This is a genomic window from Shimia fortis (genome assembly GCF_040225985.1).
In the GTDB taxonomy this organism is placed as follows: Bacteria; Pseudomonadota; Alphaproteobacteria; order Rhodobacterales; family Rhodobacteraceae; genus Shimia.
In genome coordinates this window covers 340,929-364,055 of record NZ_JBBPEU010000002.1, presented here as the reverse complement: position 1 = coordinate 364,055, position 23,127 = coordinate 340,929, and the positions used below count along the sequence as shown (strand labels likewise).

19 protein-coding genes and 4 tRNA genes are annotated in these 23,127 nt (G+C 60.2%); 15 read left to right on the top strand and 8 right to left on the bottom strand.

Features of this window, described 5'->3' with window-relative positions; genetic code table 11:
• Positions 1-43 precede the first annotated feature (43 nt).
• The gene (locus WNE31_RS05075; RefSeq protein WP_349978613.1) at positions 44-319 is read right to left on the bottom strand and encodes an NfeD family protein; all 276 of its coding nucleotides are present in this window, start codon (positions 317-319) and stop codon (positions 44-46) included.
• Positions 316-1,206, bottom strand: coding sequence for an SPFH domain-containing protein (locus WNE31_RS05070; protein WP_349978612.1), 891 nt, complete (start codon positions 1,204-1,206; stop codon positions 316-318). The genes WNE31_RS05075 and WNE31_RS05070 overlap by 4 nt, the downstream gene beginning before the upstream one ends.
• 110 nt (positions 1,207-1,316) lie before the next feature.
• Here WNE31_RS05070 and tgt point away from each other — a divergent pair, with 110 nt between their 5' ends.
• From tgt to WNE31_RS05040, 6 genes are all read left to right on the top strand, one after another.
• Complete coding sequence (tgt, locus tag WNE31_RS05065) at positions 1,317-2,447, top strand: tRNA guanosine(34) transglycosylase Tgt (protein ID WP_349978611.1); 1,131 nt, start codon at positions 1,317-1,319, stop codon at positions 2,445-2,447.
• A 162-nt stretch (positions 2,448-2,609) separates the two neighbouring features.
• Positions 2,610-3,206, top strand: a complete 597-nt coding sequence (locus WNE31_RS05060; RefSeq protein WP_349978610.1) for a hypothetical protein — start codon at positions 2,610-2,612, stop codon at positions 3,204-3,206.
• 244 nt (positions 3,207-3,450) lie between these two features.
• A complete protein-coding gene (gene lon / locus WNE31_RS05055) occupies positions 3,451-5,847 on the top strand; it encodes an endopeptidase La (protein WP_349978609.1) in 2,397 nt (798 codons plus the stop codon).
• A 185-nt stretch (positions 5,848-6,032) separates the two neighbouring features.
• Positions 6,033-6,434, top strand: coding sequence for an HU family DNA-binding protein (locus WNE31_RS05050; protein ID WP_349978608.1), 402 nt, complete (start codon positions 6,033-6,035; stop codon positions 6,432-6,434).
• Between the two features lie 19 nt (positions 6,435-6,453).
• Positions 6,454-6,528, top strand: a tRNA-Val gene (locus WNE31_RS05045).
• 245 nt (positions 6,529-6,773) lie between these two features.
• A tRNA-Val gene (locus WNE31_RS05040) sits at positions 6,774-6,849 on the top strand.
• 141 nt (positions 6,850-6,990) lie between these two features.
• Here the strand turns inward: WNE31_RS05040 and WNE31_RS05035 are convergent.
• Complete coding sequence (locus WNE31_RS05035) at positions 6,991-7,176, bottom strand: hypothetical protein (RefSeq protein WP_349978607.1); 186 nt, start codon at positions 7,174-7,176, stop codon at positions 6,991-6,993.
• A gap of 208 nt (positions 7,177-7,384) precedes the next feature.
• On the opposite strand from WNE31_RS05035, the gene WNE31_RS05030 reads away from it, so the two are divergent.
• The 3 genes from WNE31_RS05030 to WNE31_RS05020 all read left to right on the top strand — a co-directional run bounded on the left by WNE31_RS05030 (position 7,385) and on the right by WNE31_RS05020 (position 7,845).
• Positions 7,385-7,461, top strand: a tRNA-Asp gene (locus WNE31_RS05030).
• Positions 7,462-7,521: 60 nt separating this feature from the next.
• Positions 7,522-7,598, top strand: a tRNA-Asp gene (locus tag WNE31_RS05025).
• A 22-nt stretch (positions 7,599-7,620) separates the two neighbouring features.
• Positions 7,621-7,845, top strand: coding sequence for an RND transporter (locus WNE31_RS05020; protein ID WP_349978606.1), 225 nt, complete (start codon positions 7,621-7,623; stop codon positions 7,843-7,845).
• A gap of 118 nt (positions 7,846-7,963) precedes the next feature.
• On the opposite strand, the gene WNE31_RS05015 is transcribed toward WNE31_RS05020, so the two are convergent.
• From WNE31_RS05015 to WNE31_RS05005, 3 genes are all read right to left on the bottom strand, one after another.
• The gene (locus WNE31_RS05015; protein ID WP_349978605.1) at positions 7,964-9,517 is read right to left on the bottom strand and encodes a phytoene desaturase family protein; all 1,554 of its coding nucleotides are present in this window, start codon (positions 9,515-9,517) and stop codon (positions 7,964-7,966) included.
• On the bottom strand, positions 9,504-9,899 hold the full coding sequence (locus WNE31_RS05010; protein ID WP_349978604.1) for a nuclear transport factor 2 family protein: 396 nt from the start codon (positions 9,897-9,899) through the stop codon (positions 9,504-9,506). The genes WNE31_RS05015 and WNE31_RS05010 overlap by 14 nt, the downstream gene beginning before the upstream one ends.
• 302 nt (positions 9,900-10,201) lie before the next feature.
• The gene (locus WNE31_RS05005; RefSeq protein WP_349978603.1) at positions 10,202-11,593 is read right to left on the bottom strand and encodes a dipeptidase; all 1,392 of its coding nucleotides are present in this window, start codon (positions 11,591-11,593) and stop codon (positions 10,202-10,204) included.
• A gap of 248 nt (positions 11,594-11,841) precedes the next feature.
• Here WNE31_RS05005 and hemA point away from each other — a divergent pair, with 248 nt between their 5' ends.
• From hemA to ispG, 3 genes are all read left to right on the top strand, one after another.
• Positions 11,842-13,065 (top strand): 5-aminolevulinate synthase, encoded by a 1,224-nt coding sequence (gene hemA / locus WNE31_RS05000; protein ID WP_349978602.1) that lies wholly within the window; start codon positions 11,842-11,844, stop codon positions 13,063-13,065.
• 113 nt (positions 13,066-13,178) lie between these two features.
• On the top strand, positions 13,179-14,396 hold the full coding sequence (locus WNE31_RS04995) for a helix-turn-helix domain-containing protein (protein WP_349978601.1): 1,218 nt from the start codon (positions 13,179-13,181) through the stop codon (positions 14,394-14,396).
• Positions 14,397-14,484: 88 nt separating this feature from the next.
• Positions 14,485-15,603, top strand: a complete 1,119-nt coding sequence (gene ispG / locus WNE31_RS04990) for a flavodoxin-dependent (E)-4-hydroxy-3-methylbut-2-enyl-diphosphate synthase (RefSeq protein WP_349978600.1) — start codon at positions 14,485-14,487, stop codon at positions 15,601-15,603.
• A 100-nt stretch (positions 15,604-15,703) separates the two neighbouring features.
• On the opposite strand, the gene WNE31_RS04985 is transcribed toward ispG, so the two are convergent.
• Positions 15,704-16,450, bottom strand: a complete 747-nt coding sequence (locus tag WNE31_RS04985; protein WP_349978599.1) for a DsbA family protein — start codon at positions 16,448-16,450, stop codon at positions 15,704-15,706.
• Between the two features lie 18 nt (positions 16,451-16,468).
• Positions 16,469-17,791: a M48 family metalloprotease gene (locus WNE31_RS04980; protein WP_349978598.1), complete on the bottom strand. Its 1,323-nt coding sequence runs from the start codon at positions 17,789-17,791 to the stop codon at positions 16,469-16,471.
• Between the two features lie 55 nt (positions 17,792-17,846).
• On the opposite strand from WNE31_RS04980, the gene WNE31_RS04975 reads away from it, so the two are divergent.
• The 3 genes from WNE31_RS04975 to WNE31_RS04965 all read left to right on the top strand — a co-directional run bounded on the left by WNE31_RS04975 (position 17,847) and on the right by WNE31_RS04965 (position 23,004).
• Positions 17,847-18,998, top strand: coding sequence for a pyridoxal phosphate-dependent aminotransferase (locus WNE31_RS04975; RefSeq protein ID WP_349978597.1), 1,152 nt, complete (start codon positions 17,847-17,849; stop codon positions 18,996-18,998).
• 107 nt (positions 18,999-19,105) lie between these two features.
• A complete protein-coding gene (locus WNE31_RS04970) occupies positions 19,106-20,329 on the top strand; it encodes an N-acetylmuramoyl-L-alanine amidase (protein ID WP_349978596.1) in 1,224 nt (407 codons plus the stop codon).
• A 119-nt stretch (positions 20,330-20,448) separates the two neighbouring features.
• Entirely contained in the window at positions 20,449-23,004 is a 2,556-nt protein-coding gene (locus WNE31_RS04965) for a penicillin-binding protein 1A (RefSeq protein ID WP_349978595.1), read from the top strand.
• Positions 23,005-23,127: the final 123 nt, after the last annotated feature.

The following is a 23,127-nucleotide window of genomic DNA, read 5'->3' as shown; positions in this document are numbered from 1 at the left end:
CCAGTTCAATTGCGAAGATGGATTTTGGGGCCTTGGAGAAGGATCAGTCGTTGATGTCGTGGTCAAAGGTCTTTGGGGTGCTGCCGGGCAGAGTGAACACCCGTCGCAGTGCCAGCCACGCGATCAGGGACAGCGCCGCAAAGATCAGCATCAGCAGCGCAGGCGACAGCATGGCGGCGGGCCCCAGCAACATCAGGCCCATCGCCGCCGCCCCGATGGCAAAGCCAAGAAAAACAAAGCCTGGCACCAGAACCTCGAGAATGGCCAGCAGCAGGGCCGCCGCCAGCCAGACCCACCAGATTGCGATCAGCGCACTCATTTCGTGCCGCCCTTGAGCATCTTGAACGCATCCCCGAACGCCTCAAGCGCCTGCGCGGGCAGGACGATGGTCTGTTTGCCATCACCCGCCCCCAGCGCGTTCAGCGCCTCGACCTGTTTCAGGGCCACCTGGTATTGTGCGGCCTCAAGGCCGTTGTCCTTGATCGCCTGGGCCACGACGCCGGTGGCATAGGCTTCGGCGTCGGCCTGGATACGCCGCGCCTTGGCGGTTTGTTCTGCGGCGTAAAGCTCGGCATCGGCGGCCAGTTCCACCGCGCGTTTGGTGCCTTCGGCTTCGGTCACTTGGGCGCGGCGGGCGCGTTCGGCGTTGAGCTGTTGCAGCATGGCCTCGCGGGTCGCGGCATCAAGGTTCACGTCCAGGATCTCCGAGCGCGTGACCTCAATCCCCCAGGCATCGACCGCGTCTTCGACAGAGGCCTTGATCGCGGCGGTCAGCTGCGCGCGGTTCGATTGCACTTCGTCCAGTTCCATCTTGCCAATTTCGGCGCGCACGATCCCGGCCACGGTGGTGGCAATCGCGGCGTCCACGTCGCGGATGCGATAGACCGTCTTTTCTGGTTCGGTGATGCGATAGAACACCGAGGTGTCGACCTGCACCAGCACGTTGTCCGAGGTGATGGCGTCCTGACTCATGGTCGGCAGTTGGCGTTCAAGGATCGAGATTCGGTGGCGCACGATGTCCAGAAACGGCACGATGAAATTGATCCCCGGACCCAGCACCGAATGCAGGCGGCCGAACCGTTCCACCACGTATTTTTCGGATTGGGGCACGATCTTGATGCCCTTGAGAATGACGACGATCAGGAAGATCGCGGCCAGAATGAAAACGATATTGGTGCTCAGAAGGTCCAGAACCTGTTCTTCCATAAAGAGATTTCCCGTGTTGAATGCTTATCTTTGCAAGTGGGCTTTGATCACCTGTTTTACAAGGCGGCACATTTGTGGTTGGAGAAGAGAAAACCCGAGAAAGGTACAAGATGACAAGCCGGTTTTCATTCGAATTGCAGACCACCGACGGCTTGGCGCGCAAGGGGGTCATCAAGACTCCGCGCGGCGAGGTGAGGACGCCGGCCTTTATGCCGGTGGGAACGGCGGCCACCGTCAAGGCCATGATGCCCGAAAGTGTGCGCGCGACCGGGGCCGATATCCTGCTGGGTAATACCTATCACCTGATGCTGCGCCCCACGGCGGAGCGGATCGACCGGCTGGGTGGGCTGCACAAGTTCATGAACTGGGACCGTCCCATCTTGACGGACTCGGGCGGGTTTCAGGTGATGTCGCTTGCGGGGCTGCGCAAGCTGACGGAAAAGGGTGTGACCTTCAAATCGCATATCGACGGGTCCAAACACGAATTGACGCCGGAACGGTCGATGGAAATCCAGCGCCTGTTGGGGTCGGATATCGTGATGTGTTTCGATGAATGCCCCGCGCTGCCCGCAGATCGCGACCGCATTGCCGAGTCCATGCGCCTGTCGATGCGGTGGGCTGAACGGTCTCGCGCAGCCTTTGGAGACCGGCCCGGACATGCCCTGTTCGGCATCATGCAGGGCGGTCTGGAACAGGACCTGCGTGAAGAAAGCGCCGAGGCACTCAAGGCGATCGGCTTTGAGGGCTATGCCGTCGGCGGGCTGGCCGTGGGCGAGGGGCAGGAGGCGATGTTCGGCTGCCTTGACTATGCGCCGGGCCTTCTGCCCGAAGACAAGCCGCGCTATCTGATGGGCGTGGGCAAACCCGACGATATCGTCGGAGCCGTGAAGCGCGGCATCGACATGATGGATTGTGTTCTGCCATCGCGATCGGGGCGGACGGGGCAGGTGTTCACACGCCACGGGGTTGTGAACATCAAGAACGCCCGACATGCCGATGATCCGCGACCCCTTGATGAAAACTGCACCTGCCCGGCCTGTTCAAACTACAGCCGCGCCTATCTGCACCATGTTTTCCGATCGAACGAGATGATCTCGGGGATGCTGCTGACCTGGCATAACCTGCATTATTTTCAAGAAATCATGCAAGGCATGCGCGATGCCATTGATGCCGGCACCTTTGCGGCGTGGGAGGCCGAGTTCCATGCGCAGCGCGCCCAAGGGGACATCGAGCCGCTTTAACCCGACACACTGAAGGGTGCTTTTTCTTGAAAGCCACACCGCGTTGCGCCGCTTTCCATTTTCTTGTGGTGAAATCAGGATTGTAGGGTATCGTCAGGCTATCCGGATCCTAAGGCGGTGCGCGCCGCGATCCAAGACCCGAGCCAAGCGCGGAGACCTGACATGAAACACTTTTCCCTTCTGGCGGCATTGGCCGTGGGGCTTCTTGGCCAGCCCATGCAGGCGGCAGAGATCGAGGGGTGTGGCCTGAGCGAGGCTGATTTCACACTGGCCCTGAAAGAGCAACTGGAAGGGCGCTGGACGCTGCAAGCCGGACCCGGCGAACGGGTCTCCAAGATCGGCACGTCCCATCTGTCCTTGCCGCTGCCCGAAGGGGGCAGTGAAATCGTGCCTATTCTGGTCGAGGATGGCCGACTGGTCGCGCATTTCAGCTTGCTGGGCAATCAGGAGCTTGTGCCCTTGGGCGAAGATATCCGCCTGGAAGGTGTGCGCGGAGAACTGGCGCGGCGCCCCGATATTGCGGCGGACGCGCGCGTGATGCTGGATCATGCAGGATTGGGGCAGGTGCCTTCCTGCGATCCGGGCGACATGCTGCGTATCGGATTTCAACGCACGCTCAAATCTGTCAGTACAGGGTCGGATAACCAGTTCACTTATGAGATCTATATCCTGAACGAAAACCTGATGGGCGGGATGCTCAAGGTGGATGAAGGCGACGGGATCTATGCGCTGCGTCTTGTGACGTTCAAGAAAGAGTGATTTCGCAGGAAGCCAAGCGAAACACACAGGCGGGCGCAAGAAATGCGTCCGTTTTTTGTTCAATCCTGCGGAAAAGGCGCTTGTCCCCCGGCAAGGGCACAGGCATTGTGTCCGACACAAACACGCTCTGGAAACTTGAAACAGGCGGGGTGCTGCCCCAAATTTAGGTTCCAGGAAACGGAAATGGCCGATGGGTTGCCGCAGTTCGGGACCCGAGCCGTTTTGCCAAGAACAAGGACCGAGTATGCAAGAGCCTCTCAACACTTCCTATCCCGTCCTGCCGCTGCGCGACATCGTGGTTTTCCCCCATATGATCGTGCCGCTTTTTGTGGGTCGCGAGAAATCCGTGCGCGCCTTGGAAGAGGTGATGCAGGATGACAAACAAATTCTGCTCAGCAGCCAGATCGATCCGGCGGATGACGACCCGACCGCCGACGGCATCTATCGTGCCGGTGTGCTGGCAAATGTGCTACAACTGCTGAAACTGCCCGATGGCACCGTCAAGGTGCTGGTCGAAGGTGTCGCGCGCGTCGAGATTACTGAGTTCATCGAGAACGAGGATTTCTTTGAAGCAACAGCTGAGTACCTGACCGAAATTCCGGGCGACACTGCCACGATCGAGGCCCTGCTGCGCACTGTCACCGACGAGTTCGAGCGCTATGCCAAGGTCAAGAAAAACATCCCCGAAGAGGCGCTCTCTGCCGTTTCCGAAGCGGTCGAACCCGCCAAGCTGGCCGATCTTGTGGCCGGTCATCTGGGCATCGAGGTGAACCAGAAGCAAGAGCTTCTGGAAACGCTGTCGGTCAGCGAACGTCTTGAGAAGGTTTATGGCCTGATGCAGGGCGAGATGTCGGTTCTTCAAGTCGAGAAAAAGATCAAGACCCGAGTCAAGTCGCAGATGGAGAAAACCCAGCGCGAATACTATCTGAATGAGCAGATGAAGGCCATTCAGAAGGAACTTGGCGATGGCGAAGACGGCTCGAATGAAGTGGCCGAGCTTGAACAGAAGATCGCCGAGACCAAGCTGTCGAAAGAGGCCAAGGAAAAGGCTGATGCCGAGCTGAAAAAGCTCAAGAACATGTCGCCCATGTCAGCCGAAGCGACCGTTGTGCGTAACTATCTTGACTGGATGTTGGCGATCCCGTGGGGCAAGAAATCCCGCGTGAAAAAGGATCTGAACCGCGCGCAGGACATTCTTGATACCGACCACTATGGCCTTGAAAAGGTCAAGGAACGCATCGTCGAGTATCTGGCCGTGCAACAGCGTTCGGCCAAGCTCAAGGGCCCGATCCTGTGCCTTGTCGGCCCTCCGGGCGTGGGTAAAACCAGCCTTGGTAAATCCGTTGCCAAGGCCACGGGGCGTGAATTCATCCGCATCAGCCTTGGTGGTGTGCGTGACGAATCCGAGATCCGCGGTCACCGCCGGACCTATATCGGCTCGATGCCGGGCAAAATCATCCAGGCGCTGAAAAAGGCGAAAACCACCAACCCGCTCATCCTGCTCGATGAAATCGACAAGATGGGACAGGATTTCCGGGGCGATCCCGCATCGGCCATGCTGGAAGTGCTGGATCCGGAACAGAACGGCACCTTTGTGGACCACTACCTTGAGGTGGAATATGACCTGTCGAACGTGATGTTCCTGACTACCGCGAACAGCTACAACATGCCGGGCCCGCTTCTGGACCGGATGGAGATCATTTCGCTGGCTGGTTACACCGAGGACGAGAAGCGCGAGATCGCGAAACAGCACCTGATCGACAAGCAGATCAAGAACCACGGCCTGAAAAAGGGCGAGTTCGAGATCACCGACGAGGCGCTGACCGAGGTGATCCAGCGCTACACCCGCGAGGCGGGCGTGCGGAACCTTGAACGCGAGATTGCGAAACTGGCGCGTAAGGCCGTGACCAGCATCGTCAAGAAAGATGCCGATAAGATCACGGTCACGGCGGACAATGTCGATGATTACCTCGGCGTGAAGAAGTTCCGCTATGGTCTGGCCGAACAAGAAGATCAGGTGGGTGTCGTCACCGGTCTGGCCTATACGTCGGTTGGCGGGGACCTTCTGCATATCGAAGCGTTGAAACTGCCGGGCAAGGGTCGGATGAAGACCACCGGCAAGCTGGGTGACGTGATGAAGGAATCGATTGATGCCGCGTCAAGCTATGTGCGCTCGATCAGTCCGCAGATCGGGGTGAAACCGCCCGAGTTCGAGAAGTTCGACATTCACGTGCACGTGCCCGATGGCGCCACGCCCAAGGACGGCCCTTCTGCCGGTCTGGCAATGGTAACATCGATCGTGTCGGTGCTGACCGGAATTCCGGTGCGCAAGGACATCGCCATGACCGGCGAGGTTTCCCTGCGAGGCAATGCGATGCCCATCGGTGGTCTGAAGGAAAAACTGCTGGCGGCGCTGCGCGGTGGGATCAAGACCGTTCTCATTCCGGAGGAGAACGAAAAGGATCTGGCCGACATCCCCGACAACGTGAAAGAGGGGCTGGACATCATTCCGGTCACCCACGTGTCCGAAGTGCTCAAGCTGGCACTCACTGCCGAACCCGAGGCCGTGGAATGGGACGAGGCCGCCGAGGTGGCCGCCGCCCTTGCGCGCGAAAGTTCAGCGAGTGCGACCGCACATTGATCATTTGATCGCGAAGCAACAGGAAAAGGGCACCAATTGGTGCCCTTTTTTACGTGTTGCCGCATCGTAGGGCAGCTTCCCGATCTTCATAAAGATTTCAAAACAGCGTTTTGCCACCCCCCTAGTTTCAGAGGCCATGACCTGCTAGGTTGTTTCCATAACAGGAACAATAGGACCAAAAGGTTATGGCAAAAAGCACAGCCCGCAGCCGGGCAAAAACCACACCGAGCAAATCCACCGCGGTCGCAGCCAAGAAAGCGCCACCCGTCGTGGTGAAAGAAACCGCTCCGGTTGTCAGTGCGCCAGAAATGAAAAAAGTCGAGTTGATCGACCTCGTGGTTGAACGCTCGGGGATCAAGAAAAAATTCGCCAAGCCCGCAATCGAGGCGGCGCTGGCCATTCTGGGGGAAACCCTGGCTGAAGGTCGCGATCTCAACATGCGCCCGCTGGGCAAGGTCAAGGTGCAGCGCAGCAAGGAAGTCGCCAATGCGACGGTCCACACCGTTAGAATCCGGCGCCCGAACGCAGTTGTTGAAAAACCTGCCGAAGCTTCAGACGAGCAGGGGGTTGCAGACGCCGCCGAGTGAGGTTACATCGCCCGTCACAGGGTGATTAGCTCAGTGGTAGAGCGCTTCGTTCACATCGAAGATGTCAGGAGTTCGAATCTCTTATCACCCACCAGAATTCCATGGGCGCCAGCAAAGCTTGGCGCCCGTTTTCTTTTGCGGGTCAGCCGATAGCGTAACAGGCCGGTCCCATCCGCACCGTGCGCAGCGCAATATCTCTGTCATTGTAGGGTGTTATGTCCTTGCTTCCTGCGAGACCGCAGAAAAAACAGCATGCTGCAATGCCCGACAGGCCTTTTGCAAAAAGATGAAAAAAACCTATTGAACCCCTCCGCGCCACTCGCTAGAAGAGCGTCCATCGGGTCGTTAGCTCAGTTGGTAGAGCGCTTCGTTTACACCGAAGATGTCGGGAGTTCGAGCCTCTCACGACCCACCATTCCCCACTTGTATTATATTCTGCCGCGTACAGTGAGAGTATATTGGCACGGGCAGTTCAATCTGCCAGGCCAGGTTTTGTTTTGGGGGGTGTCTCTTGATGGTGGGCCATCAAGAGACCGTTCTTAGGAAAGGCGTGGAATCACCCTTCAACCGGCGCACAGACGGTGGCGCCAGCTTCGGTCATGGCGACCATCGTGCCATCCGGGCACATCGCATTGCCGGCTTTGTCGAAGGACGGTTGGATATAGACCGGCTCGGGTTCGGGCTGCGCACAGGCGGCGAGGGCGAGGGCAAGCCCCCCGAGGGCAAGCAACTTGAACTTCATGACTTCATTCCTTTCTGTTAATAAAATTTGCAGCGCCATTAGAGCACAAGACGGCTGAATCCCTAAGCCTGTTTTTGGGAAACACTGACTTGCGTTGGCTGCAGCCAAAAAAACTGCCACGGGCGGGCTTTTATCCGCTTGACGTGCCTGACCGGGCGGCATAAACCACGCCTCACGCTACGGGGCGACGCTCCATAGCAGGTAGTGAGCGGTTGTAGCTCAGTTGGTTAGAGTACCGGCCTGTCACGCCGGGGGTCGCGGGTTCGAGCCCCGTCAACCGCGCCACCACTACCCGCCCTGATCCGGGCGCCTTTGGGAACAGGATCGCGTCGAAAGACAAAATGCGCGGTTGTAGCTCAGTTGGTTAGAGTACCGGCCTGTCACGCCGGGGGTCGCGGGTTCGAGCCCCGTCAACCGCGCCACTTTCCCCCGAAAGGTTCCTGGATGAATGCCCTCGACAAAGTTTCGTGGACCCTTGTTCTGACGCTGATTCTGCTACTGGGATTCGCGCCTTTCGTGCCCGAGCCCCATGTCTGGGAAAAACTCAAGATGCTGGCTGCCGGCACATTGGTGCGTCCGATCGACTGGCTTGATCTTGTCTTTCACGGCGCGCCGTTTGTCCTATTGGTGTTGAAGGTGGCGCGCGAGTGGCGGAAAAACGCAGAGTAGGGGCAGGCGCCCTGGACCAGCAAGCCGCAACTCTCCGGTAGCTGTTTGCACACAAGTGCAACGGGTGAGCCCGATACCCACGCACCGCTTCTCAGGACAGCCCGTTCATTTTGGGCGGTCACTTCTGGAAATGACGAAACACCTGCCGGTCGACACTGGCCGCAGCGAGCAACCCGCCCCAAAGCGCGCCAGGGATGCCCGGGCTCGCCACGTCCTGACCGGCAAGGTAAAGCCCGGGGATTGGTGTCTCGGCACGAAGAGCGTCGCACATCACCCGTTCGGGTGTCACGTCCAGCCCGTAAAAGGCGCCTTTGCGATGTCCGGTAAAGCTGACGGTGGAGAGCGGGGTCGAGAGTTCCTTGTAGACAACCATTTTGGCAAGTTCAGGGAAGCAGGACGCGAAATGCGCCATAAGATTGTCCTCTGCACGTTGCTTGAATGCGGCGTAGTCCTCTCCCCGCTGGCCGGGTGTTGTGTCGGCCCATTTTTCGACCGTGGACCAGTCGGCCCAGAAAATGGCCTGCCCCATATGTTTCTGGCGCCGCCCCGGATCATGGGCCGTATTCTTGAGCGAGCCAAATGATACTGCCATGTGCGGCGGTGGTCCGTCCGGTGCATCCGTCCAGACAACATCGGTCTTTCCGGTTGGATAGAACCAGTGATTTGCCCGCGTGGCCCCGGCAGCCGCGATATCGCCTTCAAACCCGAGAAACAGGTTGAAATGGGCAATGCTCGGCGGCAGGGCGCGAATATCCGCGATCCAGTCTACGGGGCCGGACTCGTCTGGCAGAAAGGTGTCAATCGTTTCGCGGGCCCCGATGTCCGAAATCACGGCTTTTGCGCGAATCTCGGCGCCATCCTGTGTTCGAACGCCGACAACGGTGTCATCCTCGAACACGAGGCTTTCGACCCGCACGCCTGCGCGGGCTTCGCCGCCTTGTTTTGTGATGGTGGGCAGGATGTGTTTGGCATAAGCGCCCGCGCCGCCGACCGGATACCAGGCCCCGCTGGGCAGGTAGGCACCCGCGATCAGGGCATGCATTGCAAAGCTGGCCTTGCTGGGGCGTCCGCCATGGTCACCCCATTGTGCCGACATGACTGCGGCCAGCTCCGGATTGTCGGTGATGTCGTCTATCACCTCTTGTGTCGTCCGCGCGCACCATTTGGAAATGATGCTGCGGTTCCACCAATCGAGCATGTCACCCACGAATTCGGGCATCGCGCGTGTTGGAAAGATCTTGTACATCGCATCGTGACCCGCGCGCATGGCCTCTGTCCACGCTTCGATTGCTTTAGTCTCGTCCGGGAACCGGTCCTTGAGATCCCTTTCCTGCGCTTCATAAGGCCTCGAGAGCGCCAGAGGAGCGGCGGAACCGATGTGCAACATGTCATAGATCGACCCCATCGGCACAAATTCCATTGGCGTGTCGCAAAGCCAATCCAAAAGGGCGCGGGCGCGGTCTCCGGGCGCCATCTCGCTCAGGTAATGGACACCCACGTCCCAGGTGAACCCGTTGCGGGAAAAGCTGTGCGTCAACCCACCTAGGGTCTGGTGCTGTTCAAGTAGCAGCACCTTGTGCCCGACATGGCTCAGGGCCGCAGCGGCGGCCATGCCGCCCATGCCCGACCCGATTACTATGGCATCCCAGATACCGGTCTCAGTCTCTTGCATTATGAACCTCCGTCGGTTGTCCGGGCACAATGTCCCATACTTCTGTGATACGGCCCGCGACGATGCGCCAGACCACCACCACGTCCACGGTCACGTTACGCGCATCAAGGGTCAGCGTGTTGCGGGCTTGGACAACCACGAGTTCCGCGCCCACCGGAGTGACCGAGATCGGTTCGATCCGGAAAGTGCCGTGCGTTTTCCTAGCGAGCGTGGCAAAGAAAGCCCCGATACCAGCGCCCCCTACATAATCGCCCTCCAGCTCTGGCAGATTGGGGTTAGAATAGTGCCAAACGGCATCCTCGGTAAAAAGATGTGCCGAGGCTTCAATGTCACTTGGGTCGAATTGGCCAAGCACTGTGATGGCGGGATGTGTTTCGGACATGCCTACTCTCCCAGCAAACACGCGGCAAACTTGAATCCGCGCTTCCGCGTTTTATTCAGATATTCATTCGAAAAACTGGGGAAAGACTGGGGGCAGGGGCGGCGGGCCGCCATGACACAGATCAAGACCGCAGGCTTGAGGGCCCTTGTTCGGCAGGGGAACTGCAGTGCAACTGGCGGTCTGTCGACCTTGGTGGCATCTGTGAAAGCCCTGCTGCGCGGGAATCTTGCCAACAGGTGTAAAAAAGGCCGCGCGTGTCATGGCGCGGCCTTACGGGTTGTTCTTAACCAAGGATTGACCTTCTATTTGGTCAGTTCATCCAGAATGCGCGCCCAGCTGCGCATGCCCTTGTGAAAGCTCTTCACGTCGTATTTCTCGTTCGGGGAATGGATCGCGTCGTCATCGTTGGCAAAGCCGACCAGCATCGAATCCATGCCCAGAACCGTGTTGAAATACCCCACCACCGGAATCGACCCGCCCATACCGGCAAACACCGCTTCGCGGTCCCATTCGGCAGAAAGGGCGGCTTTCGCGGCCTCGAATTCAGGGCGGGTGATGTTCATCACCGACGCGGGCGATCCTTCAAGATCATTGTCCCACACGACCTTGGCATCGGGCGACAGGCGGTCTTCGACATGTTTGCGGATCTTGTCGCGCAGCGCATCGGGGTCCATGTCGCCCACAAGACGGCAGGTGATCTTGCAGTGGGCCTCGGACGGGATCACGGTTTTGGATCCGGCCCCGTTATACCCGCCCCAAAGGCCGTTCACCTCAAGCGTCGGGCGCGCCCATTGCTGTTCGAGAGTGGTGTACCCTTTTTCACCATGCGCCTGCGTATAGCCGACCGAGCCGAGGTAATCCGCCTCGTCAAATCCGCAGCCCTGCCACTGGCGTAACTGTTCTTCCGGTACCTCGTGCACGCCTTCATAAAAGCCTTCAACCGCGACCTTGCCGGTTTCGTCGTCATAGAACGAGGCGACGATTTTCGAAAGTTCGCGCAGCGGGTTCAGGCCCGGGCCGCCATAATGCCCCGAATGCAGGTCGATGCGCGGGCCGATGATCGTGAATTCGTCCTTCAACATGCCGCGCAATTGCGACGATATCGACGGCACGCCACGCGACACCATCGACGTGTCACAAACCAGCGCGAGGTCGGCTTTCAACTCGTCCTTGTGGGCCTCAAGGAAGGGCACAAGCGAGGGCGAGCCTGATTCTTCCTCACCTTCGAAGAAAAAGGTGATGCGGCAGGGCAGGGTGCCATGCACCGCTTTCCACGCGCGGCAGGCTTCGACAAAGGTCATCAGCTGGCCCTTGTCGTCCGAGGATCCGCGCCCGCGGATCACGGGGCCATGCGGTGTGTCTTCGATGGCAGGGTCGAACGGGTCGCGTGTCCACAGGTTCAGTGGATCGACCGGCTGCACGTCATAATGGCCATAGAACAGCACGTGCGGCACGTCCGGACCCAGTTCTTCGCCTACATGTCCGACCACCATCGGATGGCCCGGCGTGATACGCTTTTCCGCCTTGATTCCGATGCTTTTCAGATCTTCGACCAGCCAGTCCGCCGCGCGGTCCACATCGGCCTTGAAGGCCGGATCGGTCGAGATGGACGGGATGCGCAAAAACGTCATCAGCCGGTCCATCGCGGTGTCGAGATCCGAATCTATACGATCCAGTACGGTGTCGAGAGACATGGTCTCACTCCTGTTGTTTTGGTGTTGTGTTCGCGGTTGCTGGGGCGGACCCTAACAGGCCCATTCGTGCTGTCCAGTTTCCGATCGGAACCCTTGATTCAGGTCAAAGTGAAAAAAGCGGCAAAATGTATCCTGTTTTTCGGAAACGTCGCATATTACACCTTCCCAGAAGTTTGTATTCTTCATATGCAAACCGTGATACGTGTACGCGGATGACATGAGTAGCAACCCGTCCAGGAGGGCAGCCAGTGAACTATAGTGCAAAGCTCGATGAAGCGATTCAACGCCTGCATGATGAGGGACGGTACCGGACCTTTATCGATATCGAGCGGGAAAAAGGGAACTTCCCTCACGCCATGTGGAATCGGCCCGACGGCACCCAACAGCCGATCTCGGTCTGGTGTGGTAACGACTATCTTGGCATGGGTCAGCACCCTGTTGTTCTGGAAGCCATGCACGAGGCGCTGGACGCCACCGGGGCAGGTTCGGGCGGAACACGCAATATTTCCGGCACAACCGTATATCACAAGCGTCTTGAGGCCGAATTGGCCGACCTGCATGGCAAGGAAGCCGCGCTGTTGTTCACCAGCGCGTATATTGCCAATGACGCGACGCTCTCGACCCTGCCGAAACTGTTCCCGGGCCTGATCATCTATTCAGACGAACTGAACCACGCCTCTATGATCGAAGGTGTGCGCCGCAACGGCGGTGCCAAGCGCGTCTTCCGTCACAATGACGTGGCCCACCTGCGTGAGTTGCTGGCGGCGGATGATCCTGCGGCGCCCAAGCTGATCGCCTTCGAATCGGTCTATTCGATGGATGGCGATTTCGGCCCGATCGAGGAAATCTGCGACATTGCGGATGAATTCGGTGCGCTGACCTATATCGACGAAGTGCACGCCGTGGGCATGTATGGCCCGCGCGGGGGCGGGGTGACGGAACGTGACCGCCTGGCCCATCGCATCGACATCATCAACGGCACGCTGGCCAAGGCCTATGGCGTAATGGGCGGCTATATCGCCGCCTCGGCCAAGATGTGTGACGCGATCCGTTCCTACGCACCCGGTTTCATCTTCACCACGTCGCTGCCGCCTGCTGTGGCTGCGGGGGCTGCTGCATCGGTACGTCACCTGAAAACCGACCAAGCCCGTCGCGACAAGCATCAGGAACAGGCAAAAATCCTGAAACTGCGCCTCAAGGGCATGGGCCTGCCAATCATCGACCATGGGTCGCATATCGTGCCGGTAATCGTTGGCGATCCGGTCCACACCAAACAGCTTTCGGACATGTTGCTCGAAGACTTCGGGATTTACGTCCAGCCGATCAATTTCCCCACCGTGCCCCGCGGCACCGAGCGCCTGCGCTTTACGCCGTCGCCGGTGCACGGTCCCGAGGAAATGGACAAGCTGGTGCGCGCGATGGATCAGCTCTGGTCGCACTGTGCGCTGAATCGTGCCGAAATGGCGGGCTAGCCCACGGCCAAGGTGCAAATTCTGTTGCACTATGGTACCTTTGCCGAAACAAAAGGCACGAGCTCGAATCGGGGGATTGACGGGTTCGTCACAGGCAACGGGGCAGCAACACGATGATCAGGCGCAAAAATCAGCGCGAGGATACCGCAGAAGTCGAGGAACGCCCGAAGGGCTTTGACGACTATGATCTGCGTCTGGGCGACCAGATGCGGGGCGAGCGCGCGACGATGGGGAAATCCCTGCTCGACGTGCAGCGCGAATTGCGTATCCGTGCCGCTTATATTGCTGCCATCGAAAATTCCGACCCCTCGGTCTTTGAAACCCCCGGCTTCATCGCCGGGTATGTGCGGTCTTATGCCCGGTATCTGGGGATGGATCCGGATCAGGCCTTTGCCACCTTCTGTCAGGAAAGCGGGTTCTCGACCGCGCATGGCATGTCGGCTCAGGCTTCGACCATCCAGAAACCCGGCAAACGCCCCGAAACGACCGAGCGCGACAGCGCGAATGCGGCCCTGTCCATGCCGTTTACCCCCGCGCGGGAATCGATCCTGTCCCGGATCGAGCCGCAGGCACTGGGGTCGTCGCTTGTTCTGGTGACATTGATCGCGGCGCTTGGTTATGGCGGATGGTCGGTCCTGAACGAAATTCAACGGGTCAAGCTGGCCCCGGTGGATCAGACGCCGGTTGTGTTGTCTGACCTTGATCCGGTCAGCGCGGCGCCGACCCGCGCCGCGCCTGGCGTAACCCCGGAGACCGACCCGCAGGACACGGTGGCAAGTGTGTTCACCCCGCCCAGCGACACGCTGGACCGGCTGTACCGTCCGCAGGCGCTGGACGTGCCTGTGATGGTCGCGCGCGATGCTCCGATCTCGACCCTTGATCCGGCTTCGATCGGGGTGTTCACGCCCGAGGCACCGGTCCTGTCTTCGGCTGAACTGGCGCCTGAACAGCGTGTCGTGCCTCAGGTGGTCGAGGAAGACGCCCCCGAAGTGGTGCTGATGGCTGTGCGTCCGGCATGGGTGCGCGTGCGCGCCGCCGATGAAACGGTCGTCTTCGAAAAGATTCTTGATGCGGGTGAAGAATACGTTGTGCCCCAGACTGAAATCGCCCCGACGCTGCGCGCCGGCATGGGCGGGTCGGTCTATGTCAAGGTGAACGGCGTGCTGCATGGCCCGCTGGGCGAAGGAACCGGCACGATCCGCAACGTGGAACTTTCCGTGGCGTCGCTGGCCGAGGGCTATGCCCCTGCCGATCTTGAGGCCGACCCTGCGCTGAAAGAGGTGATCGCGGTCGCCGAGGCCCGCACCAACGCCGCCGCGACCGACGAATAGTGCCTGTCGCGCGGCCTCGTGCATTGCCCCTTTGATCTGAACGACATACATAGGCCCTGACCCCCGATGCGGGCAAAGGAGGCTTTTCATGTCGATGAATCACATCCGTCCCTGGCGCAATATCGAGCGGCGCAAATCCCGCCAGATACGCGTGGGCAATGTGCTGGTCGGGGGAGATGCCCCGATTGCCGTGCAGACCATGACCAATACCGACACATCCGACGTGGCGGCCACGGTGGGGCAGGTGTTGGCCGCGGCCGAGGCGGGCGCCGATATCGTGCGGGTGTCTACGCCGGATGCCGCGTCGACTGCGGCGCTGAAAGACATCGTGCGCGAAAGCCCGGTGCCGATCGTTGCCGATATCCATTTTCACTATAAGCGCGCGATTGAAGCCGCCGAGGCGGGAGCGGCCTGTCTGCGCATCAACCCCGGCAATATCGGAGATGAAAAGCGCGTCAAAGAGGTGATTCAGGCCGCCAAGGATCACGGCTGTTCGATCCGGATCGGCGTGAATGCTGGATCGCTGGAAAAGCATCTTCTCGACAAATATGGCGAACCCTGTCCCGACGCGATGGTCGAAAGCGGCCTCGAACATATCCGCATTCTCGAAGACAACGATTTTCACGAATACAAAATCAGCGTGAAGGCGTCTGACGTGTTCATGACCGCAGCCGCCTATCAGCAACTGGCCGAGGCCACCGATGCACCCATCCACCTTGGTGTGACCGAGGCGGGCGGATTTGTCAGCGGCACGATCAAATCCGCCATCGGACTGGGCCAGCTGCTGTGGATGGGGATCGGCGACACCCTGCGCGTCAGCCTGAGTGCCGATCCGGTGGAAGAGGTGAAGGTCGGGTTCGAGATCCTGAAATCCCTTGGTCTGCGCCATCGCGGCGTGAACATCATTTCCTGCCCGTCCTGCGCCCGTCAGGGGTTTGACGTGATAAAGACGGTGGAAGAACTGGAAAACCGGCTGGCCCATATCCACACCCCGATGAGCCTGTCTATCATCGGCTGTGTCGTGAATGGCCCGGGCGAGGCGCTGATGACCGATGTCGGGTTTACTGGCGGCGGTGCCGGATCGGGCATGGTCTATCTTGCGGGCAAGCAAAGCCACAAGATGAGCAATGACCAGATGATCGAAGAGATTGTCGCACAGGTCGAGAAAAAAGCGGCCGAGATCGAGGCCGCCGCTTCGGAAGACTGAGCCAAGTCAAGGGAGGGGCGTTGCCCCTCTTGGCCCCGGACGAGGTCCGGAGCCAATTCACCCCAAGGTATTTATCCCAAGAAAAAGAGTTGGGGGCGCGTCAGTTGCTGCGTTTCTCGTCGACCAGCGCCTTCATGTTGCGATAGGGCAGATAGCCGCGCAGCAACTGGTCCTGCATCACGAAGGTGGGCGTGCCCGAGATATTCAGTGCATTGGCCAATTGGCGGGTCTGGGTGATTTCCTCGGCCACGGCGGGTGTGTTCATATGCGCCAGAAGCGCGCCCGCGTCATAGCCCAGCGACTCGGCGAGGCGGGTCAGGGTGGTTTCGTTGATATCGCCCTTGAAGGTGATTAGGGCATCATGCACCTGTTTGTAGGCGTCGCTGCCGTTGAGTTGTTTGACGGCAATGGCGAATTGCGAAGACAGGGTCGACTGGTCGCCAAGGATTGGGAATTCTTTCATGATCAGGCGGATATTGCCGTCCTTTTCGACCAGTTGGGCCACTTCGTCATGGGCCCGGCGGCAATAGCCACAGCGGTAATCGACGAATTCGACCAGCGTGATGTCGCCTTCCGGATTGCCGCCCACCCAAGAGAACCCGTCGTTGAAGATCGGCTCGGCGTATTTCTCGACCAGCGAAAAATCATGCGCGGCTTCGGCCTCGGCCTGACGTTGTTCAAGGATTTGGACCGCTTCCATGATCACTTCGGGATTGTCCAGAAGGTAGGCGCGGACTTCTTCGCGAAAGGCGTTGCGCTCGGCATCGCTCATCTTGTCGAGATCCAACGCCATCGCGGGAAGGGCGACAAGACCGACTGCGGCGGCCGTGGCGAGTTTTCTGATCATCTGTGTCTCCATTATCTTTTATCTTTTGTGCGCCCGTTTGGCGGCAGTCACAATATCTTCTGCACGACGCCACGCGCCTGATCCAGTCGGCAACAGCGCGCTGGCCCGTTTGGCGTGGATTTCGGCATCTTTCAGCCGGCCTTGTAAGGCATAGCGTTCGGCGGTGGCCAGCGAGGCCATGCCATTCTGGCCATCCTTGGCATAGGCCGCCCCGAGATCGCGCAGCAAGCGCAGGTTGCGAAAATCGCGCGAGCGTGCCGACTCCAGAACCGGCAGGGCCTTTTTGTACTGCCCCGCGGTCAGCAGGGCGTGCCCGTATCCGGCAAGGATCAGGGCGTTGTTCGGGGCCAGTTCGGCCGCCCTTTCATAGGCGGGCACGGCCTGTTGGAACCTGCGGCTTTCTGACAGGATCTGGCCTTTCAGCTCGTAGAAATAGGGGTCATCGGGGCGCAGTTCGAGCGCCGCATTGATCTTGGCAAGCGCCTTGTCGCGGTCGGGCAGGCGGTGATAGGCTGCGGCTTCGGCCATCAGGCGCACGTCCTCATAGGGGATCGACTGGGATTTGCGCAGCGTCCAATTCGGGGCGCGGGTAAAAGCGCGCGCTTTCGAGCGCGCCCGCGTGAACCAGTAGTCGGCCTCGGGCTGCGGGCTGATCTTGCCCTTGTAGGATTTGGCATAGGCCTCCATCGCGCGAATCCGGTCGCGGGTCAATGGGTGTGACCGCATATAGGGATCCTGCCGGGTGATGTTCAGCAGTTCCTGCCCTTCGAACAGTTCGTGCACCCGGACCGCATAGAGGGGATCGATCTGGGCGCTGGTCATGAAGCGCACGCCGGACTTGTCGGCCGAGGTTTCTTCAGCGCGGGTATGTGCTAGAAACTGGCGTTGGGCCGAGGTTTGCGCGCCAAGCGCGATGCCAGCGGCGGCGGCATTGCCGGTGGCGGCGGCGACGGCAATGGCCAGCGCCGTGCCAAGACCCGCGGCACTCTGAGCGTTGCCGAGATTGGTGATGCGGCGGGCGATATGGCCATTACGGATATGCGCAGCCTCATGCGCGATCACGGCTTGCAACATGCCAGCTTCTTCCATCCGCATCAGCATCCCGAGGTGGATATAGATGTGGTGATGGTCGAGGACAAAGGCGTTCAGGCTGTCGTCATTGACAACAAGAATGCGCACCGTCCCCCCCAGGCCCGCGGCTGACAGGACCGGCTGGGCGACCTGCGCCAGCGCATATTCGATATCGGGATCGCGCACCAAGGATACGGCCCGGGCCGGTAAGGCCGTTAGGACCAGCATCACAGACATAGCGGCGGCCAGAAAAAGGCGAGGCAGATGCATTGACGGCGGTGCTGTTTCGCGGTGAAAGATCATGGCGACACTAGGGACGAAAAAAATGCGGAACTCAAGACGCGGGATGGTTGATCCCTTCATTGTGATGGATGTCATGGAAGCGGCACGTCAGGCCGAGGTGGATGGCCGCCATATCATCCACATGGAAGTGGGCCAACCCGGCACGCCCGCTCCGGAAGGCGCGCGGCAGGCACTGGCCAATGCGATGGCGCAAGACGCGATGGGATACACCGTGGCACTGGGGTTGCCCGCGCTGCGAGAGCGGATTTCGCGGCTCTATGGCGCGTGGTACAATGTCGATCTGGACCCTGCACGGGTGATTGTCACGCCGGGGTCATCCGGTGCGTTTCTTCTGGCGTTCACGGCGCTGTTTGATGCGGGCGACCGTGTGGCGATCGGGGCGCCGGGCTATCCGTCTTACCGGCAGATTCTCAAGGCGCTTTCGCTGACACCGGTGGATTTGCAAACGTCCGAGGCCAATCGCCTGCAACCCGTACCAGCAGATTTTGCAGATATGGATGTGCAGGGGCTTATGGTGGCGTCACCGGCGAATCCCACCGGCACGATGCTCGACAAGGGGTCGATGTCTGCGCTTGTCGAGGCCTGCGCGGCCAAGGGGGCGGCGTTTATCAGTGACGAGATTTATCATGGCATCGAATACGAGGCCAAGGCCGTGACCGCGCTGGAGATCGCCGATGACTGCTATGTCATCAATTCCTTCTCCAAATATTTTTCGATGACCGGCTGGCGGGTGGGCTGGATGGTCGTTCCCGAGGATCACGTGCGCACGGTCGAACGACTGGCGCAGAACATGTTCATCTGCGCGCCCCATGCCAGCCAGGTGGCGGCGCTGGCCGCGATGGATTGCCATGAAGAACTTGAAGCAAACATGCAGGTCTATCGCGCCAACCGGCAGATGATGATCGACGGGCTGCCCAAGGCCGGGTTCACAAGTTTTGCGCCGCCCGACGGGGCGTTCTACGTCTATGTCGATGTGAGTCAGTTCACCGAGGACAGCCGCGCCTTTGCCCGCGAAATCCTTGACGAGGCCGGGGTCGCTGTCACGCCGGGGCTGGATTTCGATCCGGTTCGGGGCGCAGGCACACTGCGGTTTTCCTATGCCCGTTCAACTGCGGATATCGCCGAGGGGCTGGCGCGTCTGAAACGGTTCATGGCCGCGCGCGGGTTTGTCTGACGGCGGCACTCTGCCGGTCCCTCGGTGTAACTGATAAAAAAGGCAACGCAGGGACGGTGGTTCTGCAGCGCGCTCTGCCTTAAGATACCGCCAAAAGAGGTAAGGGTATGGGCAGGATTCTTTTCCTTCTGGCAATGGTCTTCTGGGCCGGGCTTGCGACTGCGCAGGACTTTACCGGCCTCGCGCGGGTGGACAGCGCGGACAGCGCCCTGCGCGAGGAACGGCGCGGTGCGGTGGCCTTGAATCTTGGTCTGTCGCAAGGTGTGCCGTGGCGGGTGTTCCAGCTGGATGATCCGCGTCGTCTTGTACTGGATTTCCGCGAAATCGACTGGACCGGCTTCGAGGCCGAAAGCCTTGGGCAGGTGGACGGGGTGCAGGATGTGCGCTTTGGCCAGTTCCGGCCGGGCTGGAGCCGTATGGTGGTGCTTCTTGACGCGCCGCTGCGCGTTGACAAGGCCGGCATGACCCTTGACGCCGAAAGCGGGGCTGCGCGCCTCTCCGTGCTGATGCGCCCCGTCGCGCCCGAGGTGTTTGCCGAAGGCACGGGCGTGCCGCATGACCCGCGCTGGGACTTACCCGATCCGGCCCTGCCCGAGGGACAGGCGCGCGCGGAACGCCCGGCCTGGGCGCCGGTGGTTGTGGTGCTGGATCCGGGGCATGGCGGGATCGACCCCGGGGCACAGCGCGGCAACGCCGTGGAAAAAGAACTGATGCTGACCTTTGCCCGTGAAATCCGCGATACCCTGCGGCGGTCGGGCAATTTCGAGGTGATCCTGACCCGCGATGAAGACGTGTTCGTCTCGCTTGAGCGGCGGGTGTCCATCGCTCATGAAGTCGGGGCTGATCTGTTCATCTCGCTGCATGCCGATGCCTTGCAGCAGGGCGGCGCGTCGGGGGCTACGGTCTATACGCTTGCCAAGGACGCCAGCGACAAGGCCTCGGCCATTCTGGCGCAACGGCACGACCGGGCCGATATTCTTGCCGGGATCGACCTCACCGGGGCCGAGGACGAGGTGGCCGATGTGCTGCTTGACCTCGCGCGCCTGGAAACCGCGCCCCGCTCGCGGCTTCTGGCCTCATCTCTGGTTGATGCGATGGAGGCCGCGGCGGGCCCCTTGAACCGCAAACCCTTGCGGCAGGCGGGATTTTCCGTGCTCAAGGCGGCTGATGTGCCCTCGGTTCTGATCGAGGTGGGGTTCCTGTCGTCGAATCGCGATATGACCCGCTTGCAGGATCCGAACTGGCGGGCGGCCATGGCGGGCGGCCTGCGCGATGGCGTGCTGAAATGGGTGGCCGAAGACAAAGTCCTGCGAGATCTTGTGCGCCAGTAAAGACAGGCTCTGACGGCGAAAAGATGCCCATCGCGCGCGCGGTTGTGTTTTGACCCCTCGGACGCCTGACTGTATAGAGGCACAACACCCGATGACCCTAGTGCGATTGTGAGACCCCGGTGCTGAGAGCCATTCTTTCCTTTTTCGGAACCATCTTCACGTTTCTGACGATGGGTGCCGCCGTGATCGCCCTGTCGATCGGGGCGGTGTTTTGGATCTATGGGCGCGAGTTGCCAAGCCACGAAAGCCTTGCACAATACAAGCCCCCCACGATCAGCCGGATCTATTCGGGCGAGGGGCAGATCATCGACGAATTCGCCAAGGAACGTCGCCTGTTCGTGCCGGCTGACGAAATCCCCGACATGGTGAAAGAGGCGTTCATCTCGGCGGAAGACAAGAATTTCTACCACCATTCCGGCTATGACGCGCGCGGGATCGCTGCCGCCGCGGTCGAAGCGGTACAGTCGCGCGGGCGCGACGTGCGCGGGGCCTCGACCATCACCCAGCAGGTGATGAAGAACTTTCTTCTGAGTGGGGACCGCAAGATCGAACGTAAGATCAAGGAAATCATCCTTGCCACGCGGGTCGAGGAAACCCTGAGCAAGGACCAAATCCTTGAACTCTATCTGAACGAGATTTTCCTGGGGCAGAACTCTTACGGTGTGGCCGCTGCAGCGCAGACCTATTTCAACAAGTCCCTGACGGATCTTGAACCACACGAGGCCGCCACGCTCGCCGCGATGCCAAAGGCGCCGGGTCGCTTCCATCCGGTGCGCAACAAGGAACGGGTGCTGGAACGGCGCAACTACGTGCTGCGCGAGATGGCGGAAAACGGCTACATCACCACCGCCACCTATGAATCCGAAAGGGCCAAGCCGCTGCGCTCGGTCCAGAATGGCGATTTTGACAGCTTCAAATCGACCCTGCCGCCGCGTGACTATTTCACCGACGAAATCCGTCGGCAGGCCAGCGGCTATTTCGGCGAGGATGAATTTTTCTCGGGCGGTATGACAGTGCGTGCCACCGTGGACCCGGAAATGCAGAAAATCGCGGCCCACGCCCTGCAGCGCGCGCTTGAGAAATACGACCGCAGCCAAGGCCTGTGGCGTGGTACCGGCGCACGTTTGCCAGAAGATGTGCTGGGCGACGAGACCGCGTGGCGTGCGGCACTGGCCGAACTGGAAGTGCCCCGCGACATCGACCTTGAAGGGCAATGGCACCCCGCCGTGGTACTTGAGGTGGGCCGGAACGATGCGCGCATCGGGATCGAGGGCGTCGAGGACGATGCGGACGGCCATTTCATCCCCGCCAAGGATGTCCAGTGGGCCCGCAAGGTGAACGCAGATGGATCGCGTGGCAAGAAGGCAACCGTGGCCGGTGATCTTCTCGAACAGGGCGACGTCGTGCTGGTGCGGGCCATGACCAAGGATGATGACGGCAGCTTTGTGCGCTGGACCCTTCGGCAGGTGCCAGAGGTGCAGGGCGGGTTCATGGCGATGGACGTCAAGAACGGCCGTGTTCTGGCGATGCAGGGCGGTTTCAGCTATCAGGATTCGGTTTTCAACCGCGCCACACAGGCCAAACGCCAGCCCGGTTCTTCGTTCAAACCTTTTGTCTATGCCTCGGCGCTGGACAGTGGCTATAGCCCTGCGACCATCGTCATCGACGCCCCGATCGAAATCAACACACCGCAGGGTGTCTGGCGGCCTCGCAACTCGTCCAACAAGTTCTATGGGCCGACGCCGCTGCGCACCGGGATCGAATTTTCGCGGAACCTGATGACCATTCGTCTGGCTCAGGAAGTGGGGATGGATGTGGTCGCAGATTATGCCGAACGGTTCGGTGTCTATGACGACATGGGCAAGTTCCTGGCCAACTCCCTCGGGTCCGAGGAAACCACGCTTTACAAGATGGTCGCGGCTTATGCGATGTTTGCCAATGGCGGCGAACGGGTTGAGCCGACCCTGATCGACCGCGTGCAGGACCGTTATGGCAAGACGATCTATCGCCACGATCAGCGCGACTGTACCGATTGTGACAACCCTGCGATTGCCGAGGACCGCAGCCCGCGGATTGTCTCGAACCGCGAACGGGTCATGAACGCCATCACCGCCTATCAGCTCACCTCGATGATGCAGGGTGTGGTCAGCCGGGGCACCGCCTCGAGCGCGATCAACCTGCCGGTGCCGACCGCCGGTAAGACCGGCACGACCAACGATGCCAAGGATGTGTGGTTTGTCGGCTTCACCAACTCAATCGTGGCGGGGTGCTATATCGGCTATGACCGCCCGCGTCCGCTGGGTCGGGGCACATATGGGGGCAACACCTGTGGCCCTGTGTTCCAGGAATTCATGAAAGAGGCTGTCGAGAAATACGGCTCGGGCAAGTTCCGCGTGCCGCCGGGCGGGCATTTCATCAAGATCGACCGCTACACCGGCGCGCGTCTGGCGGATGACGCCAGTGGGCCGAATGTGGTGGCCGAGTATTTCCGTGACGGCGAAGAGCCTGTGTTCGGCATCACCTATGATGGCGGCTTTGCGATGGGGGCCAACCTGCCTTTGGTGAAAGAGGTGGAGTCCTATGGCGGGCGCGAGGTCACGACCTCAAGCGGACGCAAGGCTGTGGTCGGACCCAAGGCCGATTTTGGCACGCTCAGTTCGGGCGGGTTGTACTGATCCGTCATATCCGGCGCGGTCCTGTGCCAAGTCTGTAAAGTGCCCCGGATTCATGAGGTTCCCGCCGCGCATTGCCTTGCCCGTGCCCAAGAGGTGCGGTATCACCCTGATCTGACATCACAG

Excerpts from the sequence above, each read along its gene's own strand:
- WNE31_RS05070 (WP_349978612.1), bottom strand. The coding sequence starts at position 1,206 with ATGGAAGAACAGGTTCTGGACCTTCTGAGCACCAATATCGTTTTCATT.
- WNE31_RS04995 (WP_349978601.1), top strand. The coding sequence starts at position 13,179 with ATGATCAGGCGCAAAAATCAGCGCGAGGATACCGCAGAAGTCGAGGAA.
- WNE31_RS04975 (WP_349978597.1), top strand. The coding sequence starts at position 17,847 with ATGCGGAACTCAAGACGCGGGATGGTTGATCCCTTCATTGTGATGGAT.
- WNE31_RS05010 (WP_349978604.1), bottom strand. The coding sequence starts at position 9,899 with ATGTCCGAAACACATCCCGCCATCACAGTGCTTGGCCAATTCGACCCA.
- WNE31_RS05050 (WP_349978608.1), top strand. The coding sequence starts at position 6,033 with ATGGCAAAAAGCACAGCCCGCAGCCGGGCAAAAACCACACCGAGCAAA.
- tgt (WP_349978611.1), top strand. The coding sequence starts at position 1,317 with ATGACAAGCCGGTTTTCATTCGAATTGCAGACCACCGACGGCTTGGCG.
- WNE31_RS05020 (WP_349978606.1), top strand. The coding sequence starts at position 7,621 with ATGAATGCCCTCGACAAAGTTTCGTGGACCCTTGTTCTGACGCTGATT.
- lon (WP_349978609.1), top strand. The coding sequence starts at position 3,451 with ATGCAAGAGCCTCTCAACACTTCCTATCCCGTCCTGCCGCTGCGCGAC.
- WNE31_RS05060 (WP_349978610.1), top strand. The coding sequence starts at position 2,610 with ATGAAACACTTTTCCCTTCTGGCGGCATTGGCCGTGGGGCTTCTTGGC.
- ispG (WP_349978600.1), top strand. The coding sequence starts at position 14,485 with ATGTCGATGAATCACATCCGTCCCTGGCGCAATATCGAGCGGCGCAAA.
- WNE31_RS05035 (WP_349978607.1), bottom strand. The coding sequence starts at position 7,176 with ATGAAGTTCAAGTTGCTTGCCCTCGGGGGGCTTGCCCTCGCCCTCGCC.
- WNE31_RS05015 (WP_349978605.1), bottom strand. The coding sequence starts at position 9,517 with ATGCAAGAGACTGAGACCGGTATCTGGGATGCCATAGTAATCGGGTCG.
- WNE31_RS04985 (WP_349978599.1), bottom strand. The coding sequence starts at position 16,450 with ATGATCAGAAAACTCGCCACGGCCGCCGCAGTCGGTCTTGTCGCCCTT.
- WNE31_RS05075 (WP_349978613.1), bottom strand. The coding sequence starts at position 319 with ATGAGTGCGCTGATCGCAATCTGGTGGGTCTGGCTGGCGGCGGCCCTG.
- WNE31_RS04970 (WP_349978596.1), top strand. The coding sequence starts at position 19,106 with ATGGGCAGGATTCTTTTCCTTCTGGCAATGGTCTTCTGGGCCGGGCTT.
- WNE31_RS04980 (WP_349978598.1), bottom strand. The coding sequence starts at position 17,791 with ATGCATCTGCCTCGCCTTTTTCTGGCCGCCGCTATGTCTGTGATGCTG.
- WNE31_RS05005 (WP_349978603.1), bottom strand. The coding sequence starts at position 11,593 with ATGTCTCTCGACACCGTACTGGATCGTATAGATTCGGATCTCGACACC.